This window comes from Flavobacterium sp. PL02 (assembly GCF_035013205.1).
Lineage (GTDB): Bacteria > Bacteroidota > Bacteroidia > Flavobacteriales > Flavobacteriaceae > Flavobacterium.
In genome coordinates, this window is sequence record NZ_JAYGJP010000013.1 from 27,484 (window position 1) to 51,484 (window position 24,001).

The following is a 24,001-nucleotide window of genomic DNA, read 5'->3' on the forward strand; positions in this document are numbered from 1 at the left end:
AGAATCATGAAACTAAAAAATATAAAATATTCACTTGTTGTTTGCGGAGTACTTTTTACTGTCCTGTCGTGCGGTGAGGATTTTTTAACTGTAGAACCAAAAGGAACTGTTCTGGAGGATAAATATTACCAAAATGAAAGCCAGGCTTATGCAGGATTAGTAGCTGTTTATGATATACTTGGTAAGCAGTCTAAAGGATTTGAAAACATGATCTGTATGCTAAATGCAGGTTCAGATGATTTTAATGCAGCAGGTGGTGGTGCTACAGATGGTGCCGGAATACATGCATTTGGAGATTATTCACTTAGCCAATCAACAATCCCAGGTAGTTTTTGGGGAGATTTTTATCAAGGGATTTTTAGAGCAAACGTATTGCTTGAAAAATTACCAGCGGTACCTATGGATGAAGCTAAAAAAGCAAGATTTGCAGCTGAAACAAAAGCGTTACGTGCTTATTATTATTTTGAATTGGTTCGTACTTTCAGAAATATCCCATTGATATTAGAGCCATTAAAAACACCAGATATTTTTAATGTAGTTCAAGCGACACCAGAAGCGGTATACGCACAGATTGAAAAAGATTTAAAAGAATCACTTCCTGGATTACCTGTTATAATTACAAATAAGGGAGATGAAGCAGGACGTTTATCTCAGGGTGCAGCAAAGGCATTGTTAGGAAAAGTTTATTTATACGAAGGGAAAAATGCATTATCAGCAGCAGAATTTGCTGATGTAAATGGTACTCCGGGTGGTACAAGTATGTACGGATATAAATTGGTAGCTGATTTTGCAGATTTATGGAAGATAAGCAACAAGTTTAATTCAGAATCGATTATTGAAATTGTACATACTGATAAAAGTAATGCCGATTGGGGCTTTTGGGGTGGAGGAAAAGATGAAGGAAACTCTGTTTGTATTATGGTAGGACCTAGAGGATACAACAGGTCAGAAAATTCTACAGCACCAGATTATGTTTCGGGATGGAGTTTTAGTACCGTAAGACAAAGTTTATATGATGTGCTAAAAGGAGATCCTCGTTTTGATGCTACTATTCTTGATATGAAAGCATTGAAAGCTGCTAAACAAGCAGATTGGGCTCCTAATTATGATGATACAGGTTATTTCCTTAAAAAATTCATGCCATTAAATTCCGATACATCTACAGGTAGTGGTTCAACAGCTTTAAATTACAAACAAGATGTTTACGCGATTCGTTTAGCAGATACATATTTAATGGAAGCCGAAGCATTAGGTGGTACAGGAACAAGAGCGCAAGCTTTACTAGATGCTGTAAGAGCACGTGTAGGTTTAGGATCAACTCCGGTTTCTTTGGATGCAATTGCGTTAGAAAGAAGAAAAGAATTAGCAGGAGAAGGACACCGTTGGTTCGATTTAGTAAGAACAGGAAAAGCTGCTGCTGCATTGGCATCTAAAGGATTCCAAGCAGGTAAAAATGAAATTTGGCCAATTCCTTTTAAAGAATTAGAGAATACTAAAATTGTTCAGAACCCTAATTATAACGATTAAATAAAGATCATATGAATTTAAATATAATTTTTAAAAAGACTATATACCTAATGTTTGTTTTAGGAACACTAACAAGTTGTGAACCTGATGCACCAGGAGCTGGCAACGGATTAACTGTTGCAAGTGTAGATCCTTCATTTACAATTACCCCGGTAGAAGGAAAGAATAATACATATTTATTAGTATCAGGTACAGACAATGTGCTGAATTCTTACTGGAAAGTAGGCAAGGCAGAGTTTTATGGAAAAATGAATTTGGAGATTTTTTTGCCAGATAAAGGAACGTATAAAGTAGTGCATACTGCTGTAGGCCGTGGAGGAACTACTGATTTTGCTACCAAAGAAATTATTATTGCTGCAAATGATCCTGACAGAGGAAATTTAGTTAAAGGAACCAGTTTCTTAGATGCTGCTGACCAGGCACAATGGACCAACTTGCACCTTAATACTAACGGATTAGCCGCATGGACTTTCACTCCGGGATTTGCAACTATAAACGCAAGTGGAAACACCTCTAATCAGGAAGGAATTTATCAGGAAATAGATGTTGTAGCAGGTAAAGAATATATAATAGATATGCAGGTATCTGCAAAAAGCGGATCTCCAGATTTTTGGTTTGAAGTATATGCTGGAAAAACAGTTCCAACTTCTGGAGTTGTATATACAGACAACAAAGTTATGGGATTAAGCTCTGAAGACGGTTGCGGGAAAGGAGCATTTGAAGGAAAACTATCTGCTGTAGGATGTGTAAAAAATAGTGCTACAGACAAAGTAGGTAATGTTGTAAAGTTTGCAGAAACGGGTAAAGTCTATTTAGTAATAAGAGCTGGTGGTAACGGATTTACTCCAACTGGAATAACAATTACAGAAGTAGAGTTTAGAGGAAAATAATTAAGAATTGAGTTAAATAAGTTTAAGTTAGGTTGTAGAATAGCCCATATTCTTTATGACTATGGGCTATTTTTAAACTACTTAGATACTAAAGGTATGTTTTATTGACATTGAAAATGTTGTTAGAATTTGCACATTAAAAAATAAATAATGAAAAAAAACAGCTATAAGATTCTTTGCTTATTATTTACGTTGACCGCTTTTTCGCAGCAGCAAAAAAACAAGCAAGAGTTTACTACAAATGGAAAAAAAATTGCAGTTTATACAACAGCAGATAATTCAAAATTAAGAATAACACCAACAGATAATCTAGTTTTTTCGGCATCGAAACAACCATTAGAAACTGAAATATCGGTTTTTGTAGAACCTAAAAAAACCTTTCAAACCTTTATGGGAATTGGGGGAGCAATTACAGATGCAAGTGCCGAGGTTTTTGCAAAATTATCAAAAGAAAAGCAAGCAGAATTTTTAAAAGCGTACTACGATACTAAAACAGGAATAGGCTATTCATTGCTAAGAACCACAATACACAGTTCTGATTTTAGCAGTGGAAGCTATACTTATATCGAAGAAGGAGATAAAGATTTAAAAACTTTTAATATTGATCATGACAGGCAATATCGCATACCAATGATTAAAGAAGCGATGAAAACCGCTAATAATAATCTGATATTATATGTCGCTCCCTGGAGTCCACCAGCATTTATGAAAAGTAATAAAGACATGCTAAAAGGCGGTACACTATTACCAGAATACAATCAGGCTTGGGCAGATTATTATGTAAAATTTATAAAGGCTTACGAAAAAGAAGGAATGCCTATTTGGGGAACATCGGTTCAGAACGAACCAATGGCAACGCAAACATGGGAATCTTGCATTTACTCTGCAGAAGCAGAAAGAGACTTTATAAAAAACTTCTTGGGGCCAACAATGAAAAAAGCAGGCCTCGGAGATAAAAAAATTATTGCTTGGGATCATAATCGTGATTTAATGAACCAAAGAGCCAATGTAATTTATTCCGACCCAGAAGCTTCAAAATATGTTTGGGGAATGGGGTTTCATTGGTACGAAACATGGACAGGCGGAGCACCAATGTTTGATAATGTAAAACAAGTGTACCAAGCTTATCCAGATAAAAAATTAATGTTTACCGAAGGTTGTATCGAAAAATTTGATGCTGCGAAATATCAATTTTGGCCAAATGCCGAAAGATATGGAATTTCTATGATTAATGATTTTAATAACGGTACAGTTGCCTGGACAGATTGGAATATTCTTTTAGATCAAAATGGTGGGCCAAATCATGTGGGGAATTTTTGCTTCTCGCCAATTCATGCCGACACCAATACAGGTGAATTAATTTATACACCATCGTATTATTATATCGGGCATTTCTCAAAATTTATTCGCCCGAATGCAAAAAGAGTAAGTACAGCAGTAAGCAGAAGCTCTTTGTTAAGTACATCATTTCTTAATACCGATGGTAAAATGATTACAGTTGTAATGAACCAAACCGATTTAAGTGTGACTTATAATTTAATTATAGCATCAGAGAAAACGGTTGTTACAATACCAGCTCGTGCCATTCAAACTTTAGTCTATTAATTATAATAAAAGCCAAGAGTTAAATATGTTCAGTCATTTTTAATTCTTGGTTTTATTTAAAAAAGCAAACTACTTAGATGAACAACACTATAAAACTGATAAAAAATATTTCACCAATACTGATAACGGTTTTTGCATTAGGCTGTTCATCATCAAATGTGACAGACAAAAAATCAAAAAACGAACACAATCAAAATCATCAAAAAATTGAAATCTTTACAACAGCCGAGAATACAAATTTTAAATTATCCAAAACAGCTAATTTAATTCTCGCTTCTGCAAATGAGAATTCAAACAATGCAATCTCAATTACAGTAAATCCTCAAAAAACAGATCAAACCTTTTTAGGGATTGGAGGAGCAATTACAGATGCAAGTGCCGAGGTTTTTGCAAAATTAAGTGCTAAGAAACAACAAGAATTTCTTAATGCTTATTATGATAAAGACAAAGGAATAAGTTATTCATTAGCAAGAACAACAATACATAGTTCCGATTTTAGTAGTGGTAGTTATACTTATATACAAGAAGGAGATAAAGATTTAAAAACCTTTAGCGTTGAGCATGACCGTAAATATCGTATTCCGTTATTAAAAAAAGCTATTGCTACGGCAGGAGGAAAATTAACACTTTTTGCCAGTCCGTGGAGTCCTCCGGCATTTATGAAAAGCAATAATAACATGCTAAGAGGAGGTACATTACTACCAGAATATGCACAATCATGGGCTAATTATTATGTGAAATTTATTCGCGAATACGAAAAAGAAGGTATTCCTATTTGGGGATTGTCTATTCAAAATGAACCAATGGCAAGCCAGAGTTGGGAATCTTGTATTTATAGCCCAGAAGCCGAAAGAGATTTTTTAAGAGATTATCTAGGACCAACAATGACAAAAGAAGGATTAGAATCTAAAAATATTATAATCTGGGATCATAATCGTGGTGAAATGTTAGAGCAAAGAGCTCGCCTTGTTTTTTCAGATCCCGAAGTTTCTAAATATGCTTGGGGAATAGGATTTCATTGGTATGAAACTTGGGCAGGAGGACCGCCTAAATTTGAATCCGTTGGTGCTGTACATGCCGCTTACCCAAATAAAAACTTATTATTTACCGAAGGTTGTAATGAAAAATTCGACGCTGCAAAATATCAGTTTTGGGGAAATGCCGAGCGATACGGAATTAATATGATTAATGATTTTAATAACGGAACAGTAGGCTGGACAGATTGGAATATCCTTTTGGATCAGAACGGAGGTCCAAATCACGTAGGTAATTTTTGCTTTGCCCCAATTCATGCTAATACAAATACTGATGAATTAATATACACACCGATGTATTATTATATAGGACACTTTTCAAAATTCATTCGCCCTAATGCCAAAAGAATCATAACTCAAGTAAGTACAGATGCTTTATTGAGTACATCATTTATTAATACAGATGGAAAAATTGCAACCGTAGTAATGAACAAAAGTGATAAAGAGATAACATATAATTTAATACTTGCATCCGAGAAAAAGACAATTACGATTCCGGCACATGCCATGCAAACTTTGGTTTATTAAGAAATTATAAAAAGAAATAAAATGAAACAGTATTTAAGTAAGATTATAAAGGTTGCATTTTTTGCTGCACTAGTCGTATTGCAGGTAAAATGCTCTTCATCTAGCGATACTGTCGATCCAGCTCCAAAACCGCCAGTAAAACCAGATCCGCCCACTGTTGTTACTAATGATGTAGATTTTTGGTTAACCAAAGGGGATCAGACAGTATTGCTTACCAAACAAAATGGAGTTCTTGGGTTTAATACCACAGCAAATTCATATACAAATATTGAAGTAAACGAAGCCCAAAAATACCAAACCATCGATGGGTTTGGATATACCTTAACAGGAGGAAGTGCACAGGTAATTAATCAGTTAACTACCCAGAAAAAAAATGATTTATTGCAGGAATTATTTGGCTTGACCGAAACTTCTATTTCAATAAATTATATAAGAATAAGTATCGGAGCATCCGATTTAAACGAGAAAGCATTTACTTATAATGATTTACCAAAAGGCGAAACCGATCTTGATTTGGCTAAGTTTAGTTTAGACCTTGATAAAAACGGAGTAATTGCACTTTTAAAAGAAATTCTGGCAATTAATCCAAACATTAAGATATTGGCAACGCCTTGGTCGGCGCCACTTTGGATGAAAGATAAAGATAGTTTTGTTGGCGGAAGCTTACAAACTCAATATTATGATGTGTATGCAAAATACTTTGTAAAATACATTCAGCAAATGAAAAATGAAGGAATGATAATAGATGCCATTACTCCTCAAAATGAACCCTTACACGGCGGTAATAATCCGAGTATGGTAATGAGCGCTTTACAACAAACAAATTTCATCAAAAACAATTTAGGCCCAGCATTTAAGGCAGCTAATCTTACAACCAAGATCATTGCTTACGATCATAATTGCGATAATACACAATATGCTATGGCGATTTTAGGAGATCCTATTGCAAGTCCTTTTGTAGATGGATCGGCATTTCATTTATATGCAGGAAATATCAATGCACTTTCGACAGTTTATAATGCCTTCCCAAATAAAAATCTGTATTTCACTGAGCAATTTACCTCTTCGACAGGAGATTTTAAAGGCGATTTAAAATGGCATCTTAAAAATGTAATTATTGGTTCAATGCGCAATTGGAGCAAGAATGCATTAGAGTGGAATTTGGCTAATAATGGTTCTTTTGAGCCACATACACAAGGAGGTTGTAATACCTGTAAAGGCGCATTAACCGTAAATTCTAGCAGCAGTTTTAATCGTAACGTAGCCTATTATATTATAGCTCACGCTTCTAAATTTGTTCCGGTAGGTTCCATAAGAATTTCTAGTAATATAAGTGGGAATTTGCAAAATGTAGCTTTTATAACCCCAACAGGTAAAAAAGTATTGATAGTAGAAAATGATGGCGATACAAGTGAAATATTTAATATAAAATTTAATGGTAAGTGGGTTACAACCTCATTAGATGGAGGCTCTGTAGGAACTTATACTTGGAAATAATAAACAAATAAGATTTAATCTAGGACTTATATAATAAAACAGATATATGAGAAAAATAGTTTTACCATTACTGGTATTGTTTTCATTGACCTCTTTTGGACAAGGTTTTTTGCATCAAAGCGGACAAAATATTGTAGATGGAAAAGGTAAAAATATAGTATTAAGAGCACTAGGCTTAGGAGGATGGATGGTTCAGGAAGGATATATGATCCAGACCGAACCATTTGCAAGTCCGCAATATGTTATAAAACAAAAAATAACAGATTTAATCGGAGCCGAAAAAACCGAAAAATTTTACGAAGCATACAGAGCCAACGGAATAACCAAAAAAGATGTTGACTCATTAGCAGCTTGGGGATTTAACTCCATTCGTTTGCCAATGCATTATAATTTATATACACCGCCAATAGAAGCAGAAAAGAACGGCGAAATTACTTGGGTAGAAGAAGGTTTTACAATGACCGATAACCTGCTAAAATGGTGTGCCGAAAATAAAATATATCTTATTCTGGATCTTCATGCTGCACCAGGCGGACAAGGAAAAGATGCTGCAATCTCAGATTATGATGATACAAAACCATCAGTTTGGGAAAGCGAAGCCAATCGTAAAAAAATGACCGCATTATGGAGAAAATTAGCGTTGCGTTATAAAGACAATCCATGGATTGGAGCTTATGATATTATAAACGAACCCAATTGGAATTTTACAGGAACAAATAAAAATGGTTGCGATGAAACCTCAAACGCGCCTTTGCGTGAACTTTTAGTTTCTATTACAAAAGCAATTCGAGAAGTCGATAAAAACCACATGATTATTATTAAAGGAAATTGTTGGGGAAATAATTACAACGGAATGTTTCCGCTATGGGATGATAATATGGCAATGAGTTTTCATAAATATTGGAATTACAATACCACAGCATCAATCCAGAAAATGCTAGATTATAGAAAACAATATAATGTACCAATTTGGATGGGAGAAGGAGGAGAAAACTCAAATGTTTGGTTTAAAGATGCTATTTCATTATTCGAAACAAATAATATCGGTTGGGCATTTTGGCCAATGAAAAAAATCGAAAATATTGCAGGAATTGCTTCAGTTACCAAAACACCCGAATACGAAAAGTTGCGTTTATACTGGAAAGATGGAGGCGAAAAACCAAGCCCAGATTTTGCAGAAAAAGCATTGATGCAATTAGCCGAGAATTTTAAGTTAGAGAATACCACAATAAAGGCAGACGTACTTGACGCAATGTTTCGTCAAGTACGTACAAATGAAACAAAAAGTTATAAAAAACGAGTTTTGCCTGGTAAAATATTTGCAACCGAATATGATTTAGGAACAAACGGATTTGCATATTCAGATAAAGATTTTGTGAATTACCGAGTAGAAACCGGAACATTTGAAGAATGGAATAAAGGAAAAACAATGCGAAATGACGGAGTTGATATTCTGCCATGCAAAGACGATTCCTCAAATGGATATCAGGTATCATTTATCGAAAATGCCGAGTGGTTGCAATTTACCGCAACAAGTAAATCGGCAGTAACGTATGATGTAGCCATTAGATACTCAAGCGAAAAAGAAGAAGGAAAATTACATCTGGAAAACGAAACAGGAAAAATTTCAGATACAATTACCCTTCCAGCAACAGGAAATGATACAACTTGGAGAACAATTATACTCTCGGGCGTAAAGCTGAAAAAAGGAGAAAACAAAATTAAAGTCGTTTTTGATAAAGGAGGATTTAATTTGAATTACCTGGATTTTACAACTACGAAGAAGTAAGTTGTTAAAAAAGAGTAAAGTAAAACCTATAATAGTGTTTGTAATTAATATTTTGTTAGATTAGTTTTCTCCATTAAAAGCTTCGGATGAAACTGGAGCTTTAATGGATTAAAACCCTTAATTATGAAAAAAATAAACCAACTAATCGCCCTTGTAATGTTTTTGTCTTTTAATGGAATTTATGGACAAAATTTAAAAATCATGACGTATAATATCCGTTTAGATATTGCTTCAGATGGAGAAAATGCATGGCCAAACCGTAAAGATTTTTTTACATCACAAATACAATTTTACGCCCCAGATATTTTTGGCGTACAAGAAGCAATGCCTAATCAGGTTAATGATATTGCAACGGCATTACCAAGTTATAATCATATAGGTATTGCTCGCGAAGGAGAAGGAAAAGGAGAATCATCTTCTATATTTTATAAAAAAGATAGATTTTCAGTACAACAAGCCAATACTTTCTGGCTCTCACAAACCCCGGATGTAATCTCAAAAGGATGGGATGCAGCTTATAATAGAGTTTGTACGTATGCACTTTTTAAAGACCTAAAAACTAAAAAAACATTTTGGGTTTTTAATACACATCTCGACCACATTGGCGAAGAAGCAAGAACCAAAGGACTTGAGCTTATTCTTTCTAAAATGGCAGCAGTAAATACCAAAGGATATCCTGTATTCCTTATGGGAGATTTTAATTCAGAACCTAATGAAGAACGCATCATTTCTTTGAAAAAAGTAATGAATGATACTCGTGAAATTTCAGAAGAAAAACCATTTGGACCATCTGGAACCTTTAATGAATTTAAGCATGACAAACCAGTTACACTATTGCTAGATTATATTTTTATTTCTAAAAACAGCAATCTAAAAATAAAAAAACATGCAGTTTTAAGTGATTCAATAGATTTAAAATACCCATCGGATCATTTCCCTGTTTTAATTGAAATTAACTAAACCATGAAAAAAATAAATAACGCAATGCAAATTTTGATTTTGCTGCTACTTATTGCAATGCAAATAAAGTGTGGCTCAACAAAAAATGCAACTACAACTACAACATCCAAAACAGATAAAGTGGCATATTGGGTTACCAAAAGTGACCAATCGGTAAAGCTTCAAAAACAAGCCGAAGCATTAGTTTTTACTACTGCAACAAATACAAACCCAACTATTGAAATAGATGCTTCGAAGAAATTCCAGACTATAGATGGTTTTGGATTTTCATTAACAGGAGGAAGTGCTGAAGCTATAAATAAATTAGAGAAATCAACAAAAGCAGCATTATTACAAGAACTGTTTGGCTCAAAAGATAATTCGGTAGGAATTAGTTACCTCCGTATTAGTATCGGAGCATCAGATCTTAATGCTGAGGTATTCTCTTATGATGATATGCCTGCCGGAAAAACCGATTTAAAACTAGAACATTTTAATCTAGGTCCAGATGCAACAACGCTAGTTCCGCTTTTAAGAGAAATTATTGCCATAAATCCTAGTATTAAAATCATGGGATCGCCTTGGTCACCACCAGTTTGGATGAAAGACAACGGAAGTACAAAAGGAGGAAGTTTGCAACCACAGTATTACGAAGTATATGCCAATTATTTTGTAAAATACATTCAGAAAATGAAAGAAGAAAGTATTATAATTGATGCCATAACCCCTCAAAACGAACCATTACATCCCGGAAATAACCCAAGTTTATTAATGCTTGCAGAACAACAAGCAGCTTTTATCGGGAATCATTTAGGTCCCGCTTTCGCGAAAGCAAAAATCAAAACCAAAATTGTGACTTACGATCATAATTGCAATAAACCCGAATATCCCTTAACGATTTTAAATGATTCAAAAGCATTACCATTTGTAGACGGCTCGGCTTTTCATTTATATGAAGGAGATATTAGTGCACTATCAACAGTACATGATGCATATCCGAATAAGAATATTTATTTTACAGAACAATATACAGGATCAGGCAGCAGTTTTGAGACAGATTTAAAATGGAATGTAAAAAATGTAGTAATAGGTTCCATGCGCAATTGGAGTAAGAATGCACTTTCTTGGGGCTTAGCCAATGATGAATTTTATAAACCATTTACACCAGGCGGATGTAGTACTTGCAAAGGCGCTTTGATGATTGATAAAGATGGAGTAATTAAGAGAGAAGTAGGATATTATATTATTGCACACGCATCCAAATTTGTACCCGAAGGTTCTGTACGAATTGCTAGTAATGTAAGTGGCAATATACATAATGTAGCTTTTAAAACTCCAAAAGGGAATATTGTTCTAATAGTTGAAAATGATGGCGAAACAGTCGAAACATTTAACATTAAATACAATCAAAAACAAATAGCAACTTCATTAGACGCAGGTTCGGTGGCAACTTACGTTTGGTAGAAAAAATCAATACCAATTTAATATTTATTTCATGAAAAGAATTACCACATTAACTTGTTTGATGATTTCGTTTTTTGCGATAGCACAACAGCAAACAATAGATCAGAAAGTAGATGCGTTGTTAAAAAAAATGACGCTAGAGGAAAAAATAGGACAGCTTAACCAATATACAGGTAACAATGCTGCAACAGGACCTATTACAATAAACCCGAACAAACAAGCCGAAATTAAAGATGGTTTAGTAGGGTCGATGCTTAATGTAGTTGGAACAAAATACACCCGACAATATCAGGAATTGGCCATGCAATCACGTCTTAAAATACCATTGTTATATGGTCAGGATGTAATACATGGTTTTAAAACCACATTCCCGATTCCGTTAGGAGAAGCAGCAAGTTGGGATTTGGCAGCGATAGAACTTTCGGCTAGAGTTGCTGCGACCGAAGCTGCTGCAAGCGGAATTCATTGGACATTTGCACCAATGGTCGATATTGGTCGTGATCCGCGTTGGGGACGTGTAATGGAAGGAGCAGGAGAAGATACCTATTTAGGTTCAAGAATAGCTTATGCAAGAGTAAAAGGATTTCAGGGCGATAAACTAGGAAATCTAAATTCAGTAATGGCATGTGTGAAACATTTTGCTGCTTATGGAGCTGCAATTGGAGGTAGAGATTATAACTCAGTAGATATGAGCGAAAGAATGTTGTGGGAAACTTATTTGCCACCTTTCAAAGCTGCGCTAGATGCTGGAGCAGCTACATTTATGAATTCATTTAATGATATTAACGGAATTCCTGCAACAGGAAATGTACATTTACAAAGAGATATTTTAAAAGGAAAATGGAACTTTCAAGGCTTTGTAGTTTCAGATTGGGGATCTATTGGGGAAATGGTAGCACATGGCTATTCTAAAGATCTTAAAGAAGCTGCACTAGCTGCAATTACTGCTGGTAGCGATATGGATATGGAAAGTAATGCATACAGATATAACTTGGCAGCATTGATAAAAGAAAACAAAGTTTCGATAGATTTAGTTGATGATGCAGTAAAAAGAATTTTGCGCAAGAAATTTGAATTAGGATTATTTGAAGATCCATACAAATACTCTAATCCGGATAGAGAGAAAAAAGAATTAAATAATCCGGAACACCGTAAAGCAGCACGTGAAGTTGCAGCAAAAAGTATCGTTTTATTAAAGAACGATAATGCAATTTTACCACTTTCTAAAAACACAAAAACAATTGCGTTTATAGGACCAATGGTAAAAGAATATAAAGCCAATATGGGTTTTTGGGCGGTTGAACTACCAGAAGTCGACTATGACAAATGGGTGGTTTCTCAATGGGATGGATTACAAAATAAAGTAGGGAAGAATACCAAATTATTATATGCCAAAGGTTGTGAAGTAGAAGGCGATAACAAAGATGGTTTTGCAGAGGCAATTGCAACAGCAAAACAAGCCGATGTAGTAATCTTGAGTATTGGAGAAAGACATGATATGAGTGGAGAGGCTAAAAGCCGAAGCAATATTAATTTACCAGGAGTTCAGGAAGAATTAGTAAAAGCGATTCAGGCAACAGGAAAACCAGTTGTAGTTTTAGTTAATGCCGGAAGACCACTTGTTTTTAATTGGACTGCCGATAATGTTCCAGCTATTCTTTATACTTGGTGGTTAGGTAGCGAAGCAGGAAATGCTATTGCAGATGTTTTATTTGGAGATTATAATCCGTCAGGAAAATTGCCAATGACATTCCCGAGAGAAGTGGGGCAAATTCCTATTTACTACAACCATTATAGTACAGGAAGACCAGCACAAGATGACAATGCAAAAGGATATGTTTCTGCTTATACAGATTTAAAAACTAGTCCTAAATTCCCTTTTGGATTCGGATTAAGTTATACTAAATTCGATTATTACGATTTAAAATTATCTACAACTAAAATGAAAAGCAATGAGAAAATTCAAGTTTCTTTTCAGTTAAAAAATGCTGGAAAAGTAGCAGGAGAAGAAGTGGTACAATTGTATTTAAAAGATAAATTTGGATCAGTTGTAAGACCAGTTTTAGAACTTAGAGATTTTCAGAAAGTGAAATTAAATGCAGGAGAAACCAAAACGATTCAGTTTACAATAGATAATGAAAAATTATCTTTTTATAATGACAAGATAGAGTGGGGTTCAGAACCAGGCGATTTTGAATTGATGATAGGATCATCTTCGGCAGATATCCGTGTAAAATCTGATTTTGAATTAGTGAAATAATAACAGCAATTTTCAAATAATAAAAAACGGGCAAAATATATATTTTGCCCGTTTTTTATTTTAAAGTATTCATAAAATCCATAACTCCAATTCCTTTATAGGATTCATTTATGGCTTGTTCGTAAGCATCTTTTTTTGCTTTTTTGTCTTTTGAGTCAACATTACTCAAAAGTTGATCGGAAATTTTTTCCTGCTTAATGCTATATTTTAACGATTCTTCTAAAAGGTCGTTTTTTGATACTAATCCGAAAGAAGAACATATTTTTCTAATAAGCTTCTTGTTCAGTTTTTCTAGAGTTGGGATGCTCATAATACAATTAGTTATGTTTTCAATTAATTATATGACTGCCTTTTTATTTTTTTGTTACAGAACAGTAATTTTTTTAACTGGACATTAATACCTTATAATTAGCTTATTAATTGTTTTTTTTGAAGAAAAATAACAAGCGAAGTATTAAATGTGTTATTATGACGCAATGTACTTATTTTTTTTAAGTCGTTTTATATTTGATTGTAAATTTGACATTAATTTATGATTTTTTAAAGCATAAAAAATCTGTGCTATAGCCTGTTTTAATTGTAAAAACGATGTTAGAAAATAAGATTGATTTTCGTTTATTGAAAATAAGCTAAATTGCACATTTATTTTATGTTGGATAAAATTTGAACAAATAATAAATGCATGATAAATACCACTATATATACTCATGAAGACTATCAGCCAGGACTTTCTATAGATTGTGTGATTTTTGGATTTCATGATAATCAGCTAAAAGTTTTGCTAATTAAAACCCCGTATGAAAATAAATGGTCATTGCCCGGCGGATTTGTTCCTATAAATGAAGATATAGATGATGCAGCAGTAAGAGTACTTAAAATCAGGACAGGAGTAGAAGGTATTTTTTTGAGACAATTTGCTACTTTTGGTAAAGTAAAAAGAAACGACAAGCATTTTGGTAATGCAATTTTAGACCATCTAAAAATTCCCAGAGAGGCAGGAAAATGGCTTTCGCAACGATTTGTAACCGTAGGATATTATGCCTTGGTCGATTTTTTGCAAACCGTTCCGCAACAAAATAAAAAAGAAGAATTAATAGAGTGGGTTGATCACAAAGAAGTTCCAGAATTAATCTTGGATCACAAAGAAATTCTAGATAAAGCTTTGATTACACTCCGAAATGAGTTGAATTTAATACCAGTAGGATATAATTTGTTGCCTGAAAAATTTACGATTCCGGAGCTTCAAAAATTATATGAAACGATTTTGGATAGAAAACTCGATAGAAGAAACTTTCTCCGAAAAATAACCAATATCGGAATTTTGAATAAGCTCGACGAAAAGAAAAGTAATGTAGCACACAAAGCTCCAAATTTATATACTTTTGATAAAGATAAATATGATGAGGTTCTTAAAAATGGACTAAATCAAGGTTGGTAAAAATTAGAGTTTAACTTTAAAATAAGCTATCATGGTATCGATTGAAACATTTAGAAAGTTAGCTCTATCATTCTCAGAAGCAACCGAAGAACCGCATTTTGAAAAGACTTCTTTTCGGGTGAAGAAGAAAATATTTGCAACACTCGATGTAAATAAAAACCAAGGAGTATTGAAGTTTAATGAAATCGAACAATCTGTTTTTTGCGCTTCAAGTGAAAAATTCTTTTATCCCGTACCTAATAAATGGGGAGAACAAGGCTGGACAATTGTAGATCTTGCCAAAGTTCCAGAGCCAATGCTACAAGATGCATTGTCAGTTTCCTATAATAATGTTTTACCTAAGAAGCGTTAATAACCAATTATTATATTTGCAAAAAATAGCTATATGATAGGTGCTGAAAATTGGAATATAATTGTCGTTCCGTACAATCCTAATTGGGCGGATGAATTTAAAAAAATCGAAAGAGAATTACTCGTTGTTTTAAAAGATGAGGTATTATCAATTGAACATGTAGGTAGTACATCTGTAGAAGGTTTACACGCAAAACCGATTATAGATATAGATATTGTAATCGAAAACGATAGGTTTCTGATTGTAAAACAGAAACTAAAAGAGATAGGTTATGAACATGTAGGTAATTTAGGTATTGATGGTCGAGATGCCTTTAGCTATAAAAATAAGGAACACCTTATGGAGCATCATTTATATGTATGCAACAAAGAGTCGAGTGAGTTAAAACGCCATGTCACTTTTCGAAATTACCTACGCACAGATGCAGACGAAAGGGACAGATATAGCCAGATAAAAATAGAAATGGCCGAAAAATTCCCTCACGATATAGATAATTATCTTTTAGGAAAAGAATCAGTAATATTAGATATCTACAAAAAATGTGGGTTATAATTTAGTATCATGAGATTAAGAATTTATGCTTAATACAAAACCCAATCCTTGATTCACATACTTAATGAATCTTAATCTTTTAATGGTTTAAAAAATTACTCGACTATAGTTCTAAAAGTCAGGTTTACTCTAGGTTTAGATGTTGTTTTAGTTGGAGGTAATCGGTGCAACCAATGGGTTTGTGTAGTATCTTTCATGACCAATAAACTACCATGTTCTAAGATTAAAGAAACGGTTTCTTTAGTTTCTTTATGTTTAAAGGCAAACTTTCGTTCCGCTCCAAAACTTACCGAAGCAATAGCACCATTCTTTTTCAAATCTTTTTCGGCATCGCTGTGCCACGCCATTCCTTCGTCGCCAGAATGATATAAATTAAGCAAACAAGAATTAAAGGCTTCTCCGGTTTTTTCTTCGATAACTTTTTTTAATTCTAATAATTCTTTAGTCCACGGAAGCGCCTTTTTTGTAGTGTTAGAATAAGTGTATTCAAAAGAGGAATCGCCATACCAAGCCACTTTACGTTTTGTAATTATTAATTTCCCAAAGATAATTGCTTCGTCATTTCTCCATTCGATAGTATTGAGTAATATATCTCGATAGTGATTTGAATTTTCTCTGGAAAATAGTTTACCATAATAATTTACAGTTCCGTCTTTAGGTAATAAATTGGTCGTTTCGTCTATTTCGGGATTAAATAAGTCCATCTTTCCAGTTTTTATATTCAGCTTTCATACAATGACCACAGGGTCTAAAGCCATTTTGTTGAGCTTCATCTTCGGATAAAAAGAAAACCCGATTTTCATGTTTCATTCTTTTACCAGAAGAACATTTTAAAGTTCCGTAAATTTTTAGCTTTCGGTTTCCACCAAAGCAAATTTCTGCATTTTTAATTTTATTCCGGAGATCTGAATCGGAAATTTTATTGTGTTGAATCATTTCTTTTATACGTTTGTTTTACCGTAGAGACGCACCGCAGTGCGTCTAGGCAAAGATTACCCTATTTTTTGCCACAGATTAAAAGGATTAGAATGATTTATAAATCTGCCATATCTGCTAAATCTGCGTGAAAAAAATTATGTATTATATTTTACCGCAATTTTTATCCTGTAGAGACGCACCGCAGTGCGTCTAACATCACGTAATTAATCTATGAGGACCAATCTTTGCGTAGACGCACTGCGGTGCGTCTCTACAGACATGCTGTATGTTAAAACCTTTGTGCCTTAGTACCTCAGTACCTTTGTACCTTAACTCAACGCATCATGAAAAATAATCCCCAGCGTATGTCGTTCGCCAGAATGAATCTCACTAACACCATGTTTCATATTAACGCGGTAATAACCTTTAGAACCTTTTACAGGTCTAAAATTGGTGGTAAAAACTAGAATATCACCTTTTTTTGGTTTCAGAACAATGGCTTTTGATTGTGCTCTGGGAGTCTGTTGTGTTAATACAAATTCGCCACCAGTAAAATCTTCATCGGGTTCGTTTAGAAAAAGTACAATCTGAATCGGAAAATAAACATCCCCATATAAATCCTGATGTAAGGTATTAAAACCGCTTTTGCCATATTTTAAAATTAAAACAGTCGCTTTTAATTGATTATTGGCGTGACATTGCTCTAATAGTTTTTCATGAGATTCAGGAAAAACCGTATTTATATTTAATGCTTTCATCCAGGCGTTTGCAATTGGAGCGAGTTTAGGATAAATAGCTGTTCGAATTGTTTGGATTAAATCTGGCAATGGATAATTAAAATATTTGTATTCGCCTAAACCAAATCGATAACGTTCCATAACGACCGTTTTTCGGTATAAATTAGGATTTGAATAGTCAAATTTTAAATCTTCACATTGATCGTTATTAAGCACATTCGGAATTATTGCAAATCCATTTTGGTGCATAGATTCGGTGATGCTTTCCCAATTAAGAGAAGCAATTTTTGATTGTATATTTTGCATGGTAATTTTAGATGTTATTGAATTTATCATGAAGAATCATTCACATACAGTATATCTGTAGAGACGTACCGCAGTGCGTCTACGCAAAGAGTACTATATTTTTTGCCACAGATTAAAAGATTAAAATGATTTAAAATCTGCCATATCTGCTAAATCTGCGTGAAAAAAATTATGTATTATATTTTACCACAATTTCATTCTGTAGAGACGCACCGCAGTGCGTCTACGCAAAGATTGTCCTAATTTTTGCCACAGATTCAAGGATTAAAATGATTTGAAAAAATCTGCTACATCTGTTAAATCTGCGTGAAAAATATATCATGTGAATTATTTATGGGATTACGGTTTTTATTGTAGAGACGCACCGTAGTGCGTCTACGCAAAGATTATCGTCATAGATTGTAAATAGAAATACGGAACGTTAGACGCACTGCGGTACGTCTCTACATGTATATGTTGTGTAGTTTTATATTATTGGATTTACTTGTACGCCTTCCCAACCGATAATAGCAGTTTTTCGGGTATTTCCCCACATATATCCGCCAAATGTTCCCGAAGCTTGAATTACACGATGACACGGAATAAGAAAAGCTACAGGATTACTGCCAATCGCAGTTCCTACTGCACGAGAAGCATTAGGTTTTTCTATTTGTTGTGCGATAGAACCGTAGGTGGAGAGTTGTCCCATTGGAATTTTTAGTAGCGTTTCCCAAACTTTTAATTGGAAATCAGTTCCTTTTAAATGCAGTTTTATTTCGGATAATTTACTCCAATCATTCTGAAAAATAAACAGCGCATTTTGTTGTACCAAATCTAGTTTTCGGGAGAATGTAGCATTTGGGAATTTGTGTTGTAAATTTTCAAAACCAGTTTCTTCATTTTCAGCGAAAGCCATAAAACAAATACCTTTACTAGTCGAAGCAACAATAATATTCCCAAACGGACTTTCGGCAAAACTGAAATTGATTTCTAGGTTTTTACCTCCGTTTTTATATTCGGCTGGCGTCATTCCTTCAATGTTTACAAATAAGTCATGAAGGCGACTTGTTCCCGAAAGACCAGTATCGAAAGCGGCATCAGATAAAGTTGCCTGATTGTTTTCTTTGAGGATTTTTTTTGCGTGTTCGACACTAATATATTGCAAGAATTTCTTCGGACTTGTTCCTGCCCATTCGGTAAATAAACGCTGAAAGTGAAACGGACTTAAATGCACTTTTTCGGCAACCTCATCTAAGTTGGGTTGTTCCTTAAAGTTAGCTTTGATATAATCTATTGCATCAGCAATGCGATTATAATTAATGTTTTCCTGTGTATTCATTTCGTTCAATTTTATAATACAAATATCGACAGGATTCTTCGGTCATAAAATCCGAAACTTGCTGTGTTTTTTTAACCGTAAAGTGCGCTAAGATTTACTCAAAGCACGCTATGTTTTTTGCTCGCAAAGTCGCAGGGACGCAAAGTTTTCTGCAATATTGTCATCCTGAGCGAAGTCGAAGGGCGTAAAGTACGTCGACAAAGATTGATTTAAAAATTTGCGTCTCTGCGACTTTGCGAGAGATTTACTCCGTTAGACTTTTAGTGTTATAATTGCTTCTCCATTTTGTAATTAATCAGTTCTACGCCTAATCTTATATTTCGTTGTTCGGCTTTTACTATAAAGCCTTTCTTTTCGAAGAATGGTTTTGCTGTTATACTTATGTCAGATGTTATGGTTTTTTGTCCCAAAGCGTAAGGATATTTTTTAGCTTCAAGTTCTAATTCGGTTAAGATTCTATCAGCGATTCCTTGTCGTTGATACTCTTTATGAATGTAAAAGAAGTCGATGTAATTTCCATCTTTTAAAGTTCCAAAACCAGTAATTTTATTTGCTATAATTGCTAATAAAACAAATTGTGTATTAATAACTTCAATCCAGCGTTCGGTATTATCAACTCCCGAAATCCAAACATCAATTTGGACTGGATTATAATCGTCTTTGCAAACATGTTTTATAGTTTCGATATACAATTCTTGCATTTCTTGTAAATCGGAAATAGTAGCTTTTCGGAAGTTCATTGTATTTGTAATTAGATGATAAAGAAATTCAATTTATAGTAAAATGTACTTTGTTTTATTTTGATTTCCTTCAATTTTAAAAATCTTAAGTTCCACTCCTTTTTTTAAATCCCTACTTGCTGTAGCAGATGATATTTCTTTAAAAACATTCATATAATCTTTTCTTGTAAATTCACGAACTCCTAGCATCGAAAAGTAATCCAGGCGGTCTATATCTCTTATTGTTCTATTGTTGTAGTTTAATAAATTCTCCAGCGATGTATTTATGACCCCAAGCATATACTCAATAAAGGGAGTTGATTTTCCAGTATTGTCGCTTGTTTCAAGTGATTTGTAATATTCTTTTTGGGTCTGGCTAATTAAAGTTTCAAAAGGTAAAAATTCAAAAACGGGATATTCATTCATTAAAATTAAGGTTTGCCATAATCTTCCCATTCTACCATTTCCATCTAAAAAAGGATGAATGAACTCCATTTCATAATGAAAAACACAACTTTTTATTAGAGTTAATTCATCTTTATCTTTTAAATAATCAAATAAATCATTCATTAAATGAGGAACATTGTCATGTGGTGGGGCAACATGTGTAACTTTTGAACCTTTTACTATTCCAACCCCTTGTTTTCGATATTTTCCAAAATCAGGAATTAAACTTTTCATCAATGCAGAGTGTGCATCTAAAAAGCTTTTAGATGATGTTGATTTGTACTGATCTAATTTTTCATATACCTTAATGGCATTAAGAACTTCAAGGACATCTTTTTCAGGACCAATGACACGTTTGTTTTCTATTAAAGCTGTAATTTGTTCTTCTGTCAAAGTATTTCCTTCAATTTGTAAAGAAGAATGAATTGTTTTTATTCTGTTTTGTTTTCTTAACTGAGGAGATTGCTTGTCTAAATTAACGGCGTTTAGTGCACCAATTTTTTCAGAAATAGAACTGATAAGTTTTAATATAATTGGAGTAATGTCATATGGAGGCTTCATGATAGTATCATTTGATACTATCAAAAGTACTATTTTTTAATCTAATGTGTTGTAGTTTTAGAAAAAACATTGATAACGACAACACCTATAATAATTAATGCCAATCCTATTATTGCAGGTAAATCGGGAGTTTGTTTAAAAAATATTGCCCCGATAATAGTAATTAATACAATCCCAACTCCAGACCAAATAGCATAGGCAACACCAACAGGAATTGTTCTTATAGCAAAGCTAAGGAAGTAAAATGCACCTGCATATCCTATAAAAGTTATTATGCTTGGAATAAGTTGAGTAAACTGTTCTGATTTTTTTAATGCTGAAGTTGCAATGATTTCAAATATAATGGCAATTCCTAAAAATAAAAAGTTTTTCATAATTCACGTTTTTACAAAGTTAACCTTTGTGTTTTAGTGAAAAGAAGAATTTATTGAATATTGTTTTATTTCATTCAAATCAACTTTTTGGATGAGTTTTTCAGAAATTGGATCATAATAACAATAGGGAATACTAGGCCCTAACCCACGAAAAGGTCCATCCTTATGATTTAAAAAAGCCGAATATCTTCCGCAACACTCTAATGTAATGTAGCTAAAATTTAGGTCACAACTATCAACCTGAACATTAATCCATTGTGGGACTTTACCATTTCGCCATAAATAATCTATTACAGTCGACTTTGTAGCAGGATTAATTGAGCTTGATTCATCGATTTTATCATCAGGATAAATTTCTTCATCGTCTTCTAATTCATTTCCATCGTATGAACAATTAGTTTTAATTATGAATTTACAATCATGTGGTAATTTGTTTATTACCATTTCCTGTGTAAAATCTATAAGTCCGTCAAGGGCTTTTTCCAGACTGATTTTAAAATCTTCTTTTGTCATGATTTATTTGCTGAGAAGGATGTTGAAAATCCAATAATCTAAAAACTATTTAAGTTTCCCTTAACGTATAGAAACACTTATTAATTGATATCCATTTTCGGTTCTCAGGAAATCAAAATGATCTTGGGTGGAATCTTTTTTATCACGGTGATTAATAATAATACTCTTCATTGGATATTTCCAGTCTTTGGATTCATTACAATTATTAAAATACTGATTGTATTTGTCTGCTTCGTAGATAAATTGATTTAGGCCATCTGTCGTAACAAAGTAATCACAAGTAGGATTGCTAAGTTCTAGCAATTTATCTTTTATGAGTTTGTAGTTTTTATTAATGAACTTAGTTTTTGGTTCATTTATCCAGCCAACTGGTTCTTTCCAATAGAAAAATTCTTCATAGGAATGTTTTAGTAAATTCTCTTTGGATAAATCTGAGAGCAAACTGTTTTTTAGCCACAATTTAAATTCTTTATCATAATTTATAAATGAATAGTATTGTCCATCAACACCAAGGAAATTTTCTCTTATCGGGTCTAAGCTTGGTTCTTTTGATTTTTGCAAAGAATAAAAATTCAACTCATCATTATATACAAAGTTCTCGATAAGGATTTTGTTATTGGTATCAATAAGATAATCCTTTCCACCAGCCCAACTAAAATGATTGCAAGCTCCACCATGATTATCATTTACTTTTTCGGCGCCTTTTAATGCTATAATCATTCCGTTTATAACTTTGGTTATGCTGCTATATTCGGCAGGAATTACAATTTTACCATCACCATTAAACACGCCCATTTTATCAGTTTTCGGGTCTCGAAATCTAATAAAACCTTCGTTTTCGCAATCAGGACCATTGTCGAATATATACAAACTATCTCGACCAACTATTTTTCCAGTCTTTATTAGATAATAGTTTTTCCAACTTTCATTTTCTTCTTCGGAAACAACAATAATATCATCAAATTTATGGGCAATTGTCATTCCCATAAATTTAGGCTCGATTTTTATAATGCCGTTTTTATCTTTATATCCGGTATGCGTCGTGTCTTTGTCCCAGAAGGAAGTCCATGTATCATTATTTTGTGCAAATGACATACAGTTTATAAGGAGAAATATATAGATGAGGAAAATGCGTTTCATTGCTGTTTATCTATTTAAAATCGTATTCGTAATTTATTTCTTTTAAATCTTCTTCTAGTAATTCCCAATCTTCAATTTCATCTACAATAGACAAAACCATTTCTTTGGTCAAGATTTTACCGTCATAAATTTCGGTTACGGTTTTTAATGGGATTCCGGTTTCTTTATAGGATTCATCAAAATATTCGCTTGCCCAATTGATATAGGTTTGCGGATTTCCATCAAAAATGGCTAGTAATTCGGCTGAGTTGTCATTATAATCTTCAATCGTTCCAACTTCCCAATTCTCGGTTTCGTTTGTCCACAAACAAAATGTTGTTCCAAAGGATGCAACAGGCTCACCAAAAATAAAGTCATTATAAATCTCAGGAAGGTTTTTAGTCAAATCACTTTTCTCGTTATGCTGATATTCGTGTGCAAAACCATTTATTACGCAATGATTTTCGAGAAAAAGAATATTCATTAAATCTCCAGATCCGTCTCTCATTTCGAAAAATTCTTCGCCTTCTCCCCATTTAGAGTTGTAGGAGTAATATCGATATTCCCATTCTTGGCAAATAATAGCGTCCAGAACTGAAATTGCTTTGCAGATATTCTGGAGTGAATTTTTATTAGGTAATAATTTAAAGTCTTTTGTAGAAATCATGTTTGTTTATATTTTATCAGTTCCGAACTGTATTTCTTTGGCTTCGTCATAACAATCGGAGCATAATATTTTGAAATCGGCTAAATTTTCAAATGCTTCATTCCACTCTTCGCCGTTATCGAGTAACCATTGCTCACATGATCCACACCAGGCAATTTGCGGAAGATCTTCTTCGGCTTCGGAATAAAAAAAGCCAACTTTTTCTTTTTTGTCTATTGCCATTGCAAGATGAATACAGGCAAAAGACATATCTTTTGAACCATGTAGTTCACATATAACTTTTTCAATCATATTTTTAATCGTAATTAATCTAATCGGGTTTATTTACATTATAGATAGTTGAGGTTTTAAAATATTCAAGCTCATTACGTTGATATGATTAACTAATTCTTGATTTGATTTTAAAACATTTTCTTTATCCTAATAATGTTTTATCGCTAATATATA

24 protein-coding genes are annotated in these 24,001 nt (G+C 33.5%); 12 read left to right on the forward strand and 12 right to left on the reverse strand.

Annotated elements, in window-relative coordinates; all coding sequences use genetic code 11:
• The first annotated feature begins 6 nt into the window (after nucleotides 1-6).
• The 9 genes from SHI72_RS22555 (at nucleotide 7) to bglX (ending at nucleotide 13,533) form a co-directional block, all read left to right on the forward strand.
• The gene (locus SHI72_RS22555) at nucleotides 7-1,527 is read left to right on the forward strand and encodes a RagB/SusD family nutrient uptake outer membrane protein (protein WP_082001763.1); all 1,521 of its coding nucleotides are present in this window, start codon (nucleotides 7-9) and stop codon (nucleotides 1,525-1,527) included.
• Nucleotides 1,528-1,538: 11 nt separating this feature from the next.
• Complete coding sequence (locus tag SHI72_RS22560; RefSeq protein ID WP_323491471.1) at nucleotides 1,539-2,417, forward strand: hypothetical protein; 879 nt, start codon at nucleotides 1,539-1,541, stop codon at nucleotides 2,415-2,417.
• Nucleotides 2,418-2,567: 150 nt separating this feature from the next.
• Nucleotides 2,568-4,022 (forward strand): glycoside hydrolase family 30 protein, encoded by a 1,455-nt coding sequence (locus SHI72_RS22565; RefSeq protein ID WP_323491472.1) that lies wholly within the window; start codon nucleotides 2,568-2,570, stop codon nucleotides 4,020-4,022.
• Nucleotides 4,023-4,099: 77 nt separating this feature from the next.
• Nucleotides 4,100-5,584 carry a glycoside hydrolase family 30 protein gene (locus SHI72_RS22570; protein ID WP_323491473.1) on the forward strand — a complete coding sequence of 495 codons (1,485 nt, stop codon included), beginning with the start codon at nucleotides 4,100-4,102 and terminating at the stop codon, nucleotides 5,582-5,584.
• A 21-nt stretch (nucleotides 5,585-5,605) separates the two neighbouring features.
• Nucleotides 5,606-7,081: a glycoside hydrolase family 30 protein gene (locus tag SHI72_RS22575; protein WP_323491474.1), complete on the forward strand. Its 1,476-nt coding sequence runs from the start codon at nucleotides 5,606-5,608 to the stop codon at nucleotides 7,079-7,081.
• Between the two features lie 46 nt (nucleotides 7,082-7,127).
• The gene (locus SHI72_RS22580; protein ID WP_323491475.1) at nucleotides 7,128-8,870 is read left to right on the forward strand and encodes a cellulase family glycosylhydrolase; all 1,743 of its coding nucleotides are present in this window, start codon (nucleotides 7,128-7,130) and stop codon (nucleotides 8,868-8,870) included.
• Nucleotides 8,871-8,993: 123 nt separating this feature from the next.
• Nucleotides 8,994-9,830, forward strand: coding sequence for an endonuclease/exonuclease/phosphatase family protein (locus tag SHI72_RS22585; RefSeq protein ID WP_323491476.1), 837 nt, complete (start codon nucleotides 8,994-8,996; stop codon nucleotides 9,828-9,830).
• Between the two features lie 3 nt (nucleotides 9,831-9,833).
• The gene (locus SHI72_RS22590) at nucleotides 9,834-11,273 is read left to right on the forward strand and encodes a glycoside hydrolase family 30 protein (RefSeq protein WP_323491477.1); all 1,440 of its coding nucleotides are present in this window, start codon (nucleotides 9,834-9,836) and stop codon (nucleotides 11,271-11,273) included.
• Nucleotides 11,274-11,304: 31 nt separating this feature from the next.
• Nucleotides 11,305-13,533: a beta-glucosidase BglX gene (gene bglX, locus SHI72_RS22595; RefSeq protein ID WP_323491478.1), complete on the forward strand. Its 2,229-nt coding sequence runs from the start codon at nucleotides 11,305-11,307 to the stop codon at nucleotides 13,531-13,533.
• 55 nt (nucleotides 13,534-13,588) lie between these two features.
• Here bglX and SHI72_RS22600 read toward each other — a convergent pair whose 3' ends face one another.
• A complete protein-coding gene (locus SHI72_RS22600; protein WP_039111822.1) occupies nucleotides 13,589-13,843 on the reverse strand; it encodes a hypothetical protein in 255 nt (84 codons plus the stop codon).
• Nucleotides 13,844-14,215: 372 nt separating this feature from the next.
• On the opposite strand from SHI72_RS22600, the gene SHI72_RS22605 reads away from it, so the two are divergent.
• Genes SHI72_RS22605 through SHI72_RS22615 form a run of 3 tightly spaced genes read left to right on the forward strand, consistent with a single transcriptional unit; the run spans nucleotide 14,216 to nucleotide 15,875 of the window.
• Nucleotides 14,216-14,971, forward strand: a complete 756-nt coding sequence (locus SHI72_RS22605; RefSeq protein ID WP_323491479.1) for an NUDIX hydrolase — start codon at nucleotides 14,216-14,218, stop codon at nucleotides 14,969-14,971.
• A 31-nt stretch (nucleotides 14,972-15,002) separates the two neighbouring features.
• Nucleotides 15,003-15,323, forward strand: coding sequence for an MmcQ/YjbR family DNA-binding protein (locus tag SHI72_RS22610; protein WP_323491480.1), 321 nt, complete (start codon nucleotides 15,003-15,005; stop codon nucleotides 15,321-15,323).
• Between the two features lie 33 nt (nucleotides 15,324-15,356).
• Nucleotides 15,357-15,875 (forward strand): GrpB family protein, encoded by a 519-nt coding sequence (locus SHI72_RS22615; protein ID WP_323491481.1) that lies wholly within the window; start codon nucleotides 15,357-15,359, stop codon nucleotides 15,873-15,875.
• 95 nt (nucleotides 15,876-15,970) lie between these two features.
• On the opposite strand, the gene SHI72_RS22620 is transcribed toward SHI72_RS22615, so the two are convergent.
• The 11 genes from SHI72_RS22620 to SHI72_RS22670 all read right to left on the reverse strand — a co-directional run bounded on the left by SHI72_RS22620 (nucleotide 15,971) and on the right by SHI72_RS22670 (nucleotide 23,845).
• Nucleotides 15,971-16,579: an alpha-ketoglutarate-dependent dioxygenase AlkB family protein gene (locus tag SHI72_RS22620; protein ID WP_323491482.1), complete on the reverse strand. Its 609-nt coding sequence runs from the start codon at nucleotides 16,577-16,579 to the stop codon at nucleotides 15,971-15,973.
• Nucleotides 16,566-16,811 (reverse strand): Ada metal-binding domain-containing protein, encoded by a 246-nt coding sequence (locus SHI72_RS22625; RefSeq protein WP_323491483.1) that lies wholly within the window; start codon nucleotides 16,809-16,811, stop codon nucleotides 16,566-16,568. The genes SHI72_RS22620 and SHI72_RS22625 overlap by 14 nt, the downstream gene beginning before the upstream one ends.
• Before the next feature lie 311 nt (nucleotides 16,812-17,122).
• Nucleotides 17,123-17,836 (reverse strand): 2OG-Fe(II) oxygenase, encoded by a 714-nt coding sequence (locus tag SHI72_RS22630; protein ID WP_323491522.1) that lies wholly within the window; start codon nucleotides 17,834-17,836, stop codon nucleotides 17,123-17,125.
• 466 nt (nucleotides 17,837-18,302) lie between these two features.
• Nucleotides 18,303-19,154 carry a methylated-DNA--[protein]-cysteine S-methyltransferase gene (locus SHI72_RS22635; protein ID WP_323491484.1) on the reverse strand — a complete coding sequence of 284 codons (852 nt, stop codon included), beginning with the start codon at nucleotides 19,152-19,154 and terminating at the stop codon, nucleotides 18,303-18,305.
• A 266-nt stretch (nucleotides 19,155-19,420) separates the two neighbouring features.
• Nucleotides 19,421-19,894, reverse strand: coding sequence for a GNAT family N-acetyltransferase (locus SHI72_RS22640; protein WP_323491485.1), 474 nt, complete (start codon nucleotides 19,892-19,894; stop codon nucleotides 19,421-19,423).
• Nucleotides 19,895-19,927: 33 nt separating this feature from the next.
• On the reverse strand, nucleotides 19,928-20,881 hold the full coding sequence (locus tag SHI72_RS22645) for a Fic family protein (RefSeq protein WP_323491523.1): 954 nt from the start codon (nucleotides 20,879-20,881) through the stop codon (nucleotides 19,928-19,930).
• Between the two features lie 41 nt (nucleotides 20,882-20,922).
• Nucleotides 20,923-21,255 (reverse strand): multidrug efflux SMR transporter, encoded by a 333-nt coding sequence (locus tag SHI72_RS22650; RefSeq protein WP_323491486.1) that lies wholly within the window; start codon nucleotides 21,253-21,255, stop codon nucleotides 20,923-20,925.
• 33 nt (nucleotides 21,256-21,288) lie between these two features.
• Complete coding sequence (locus SHI72_RS22655) at nucleotides 21,289-21,768, reverse strand: hypothetical protein (RefSeq protein ID WP_323491487.1); 480 nt, start codon at nucleotides 21,766-21,768, stop codon at nucleotides 21,289-21,291.
• A 60-nt stretch (nucleotides 21,769-21,828) separates the two neighbouring features.
• Nucleotides 21,829-22,863, reverse strand: coding sequence for a hypothetical protein (locus tag SHI72_RS22660; protein ID WP_323491488.1), 1,035 nt, complete (start codon nucleotides 22,861-22,863; stop codon nucleotides 21,829-21,831).
• Between the two features lie 55 nt (nucleotides 22,864-22,918).
• Nucleotides 22,919-23,554 carry a hypothetical protein gene (locus SHI72_RS22665; protein ID WP_323491489.1) on the reverse strand — a complete coding sequence of 212 codons (636 nt, stop codon included), beginning with the start codon at nucleotides 23,552-23,554 and terminating at the stop codon, nucleotides 22,919-22,921.
• Nucleotides 23,555-23,560: 6 nt separating this feature from the next.
• On the reverse strand, nucleotides 23,561-23,845 hold the full coding sequence (locus tag SHI72_RS22670) for a hypothetical protein (protein ID WP_323491490.1): 285 nt from the start codon (nucleotides 23,843-23,845) through the stop codon (nucleotides 23,561-23,563).
• Between the last annotated feature and the right edge of the window lie 156 nt (nucleotides 23,846-24,001).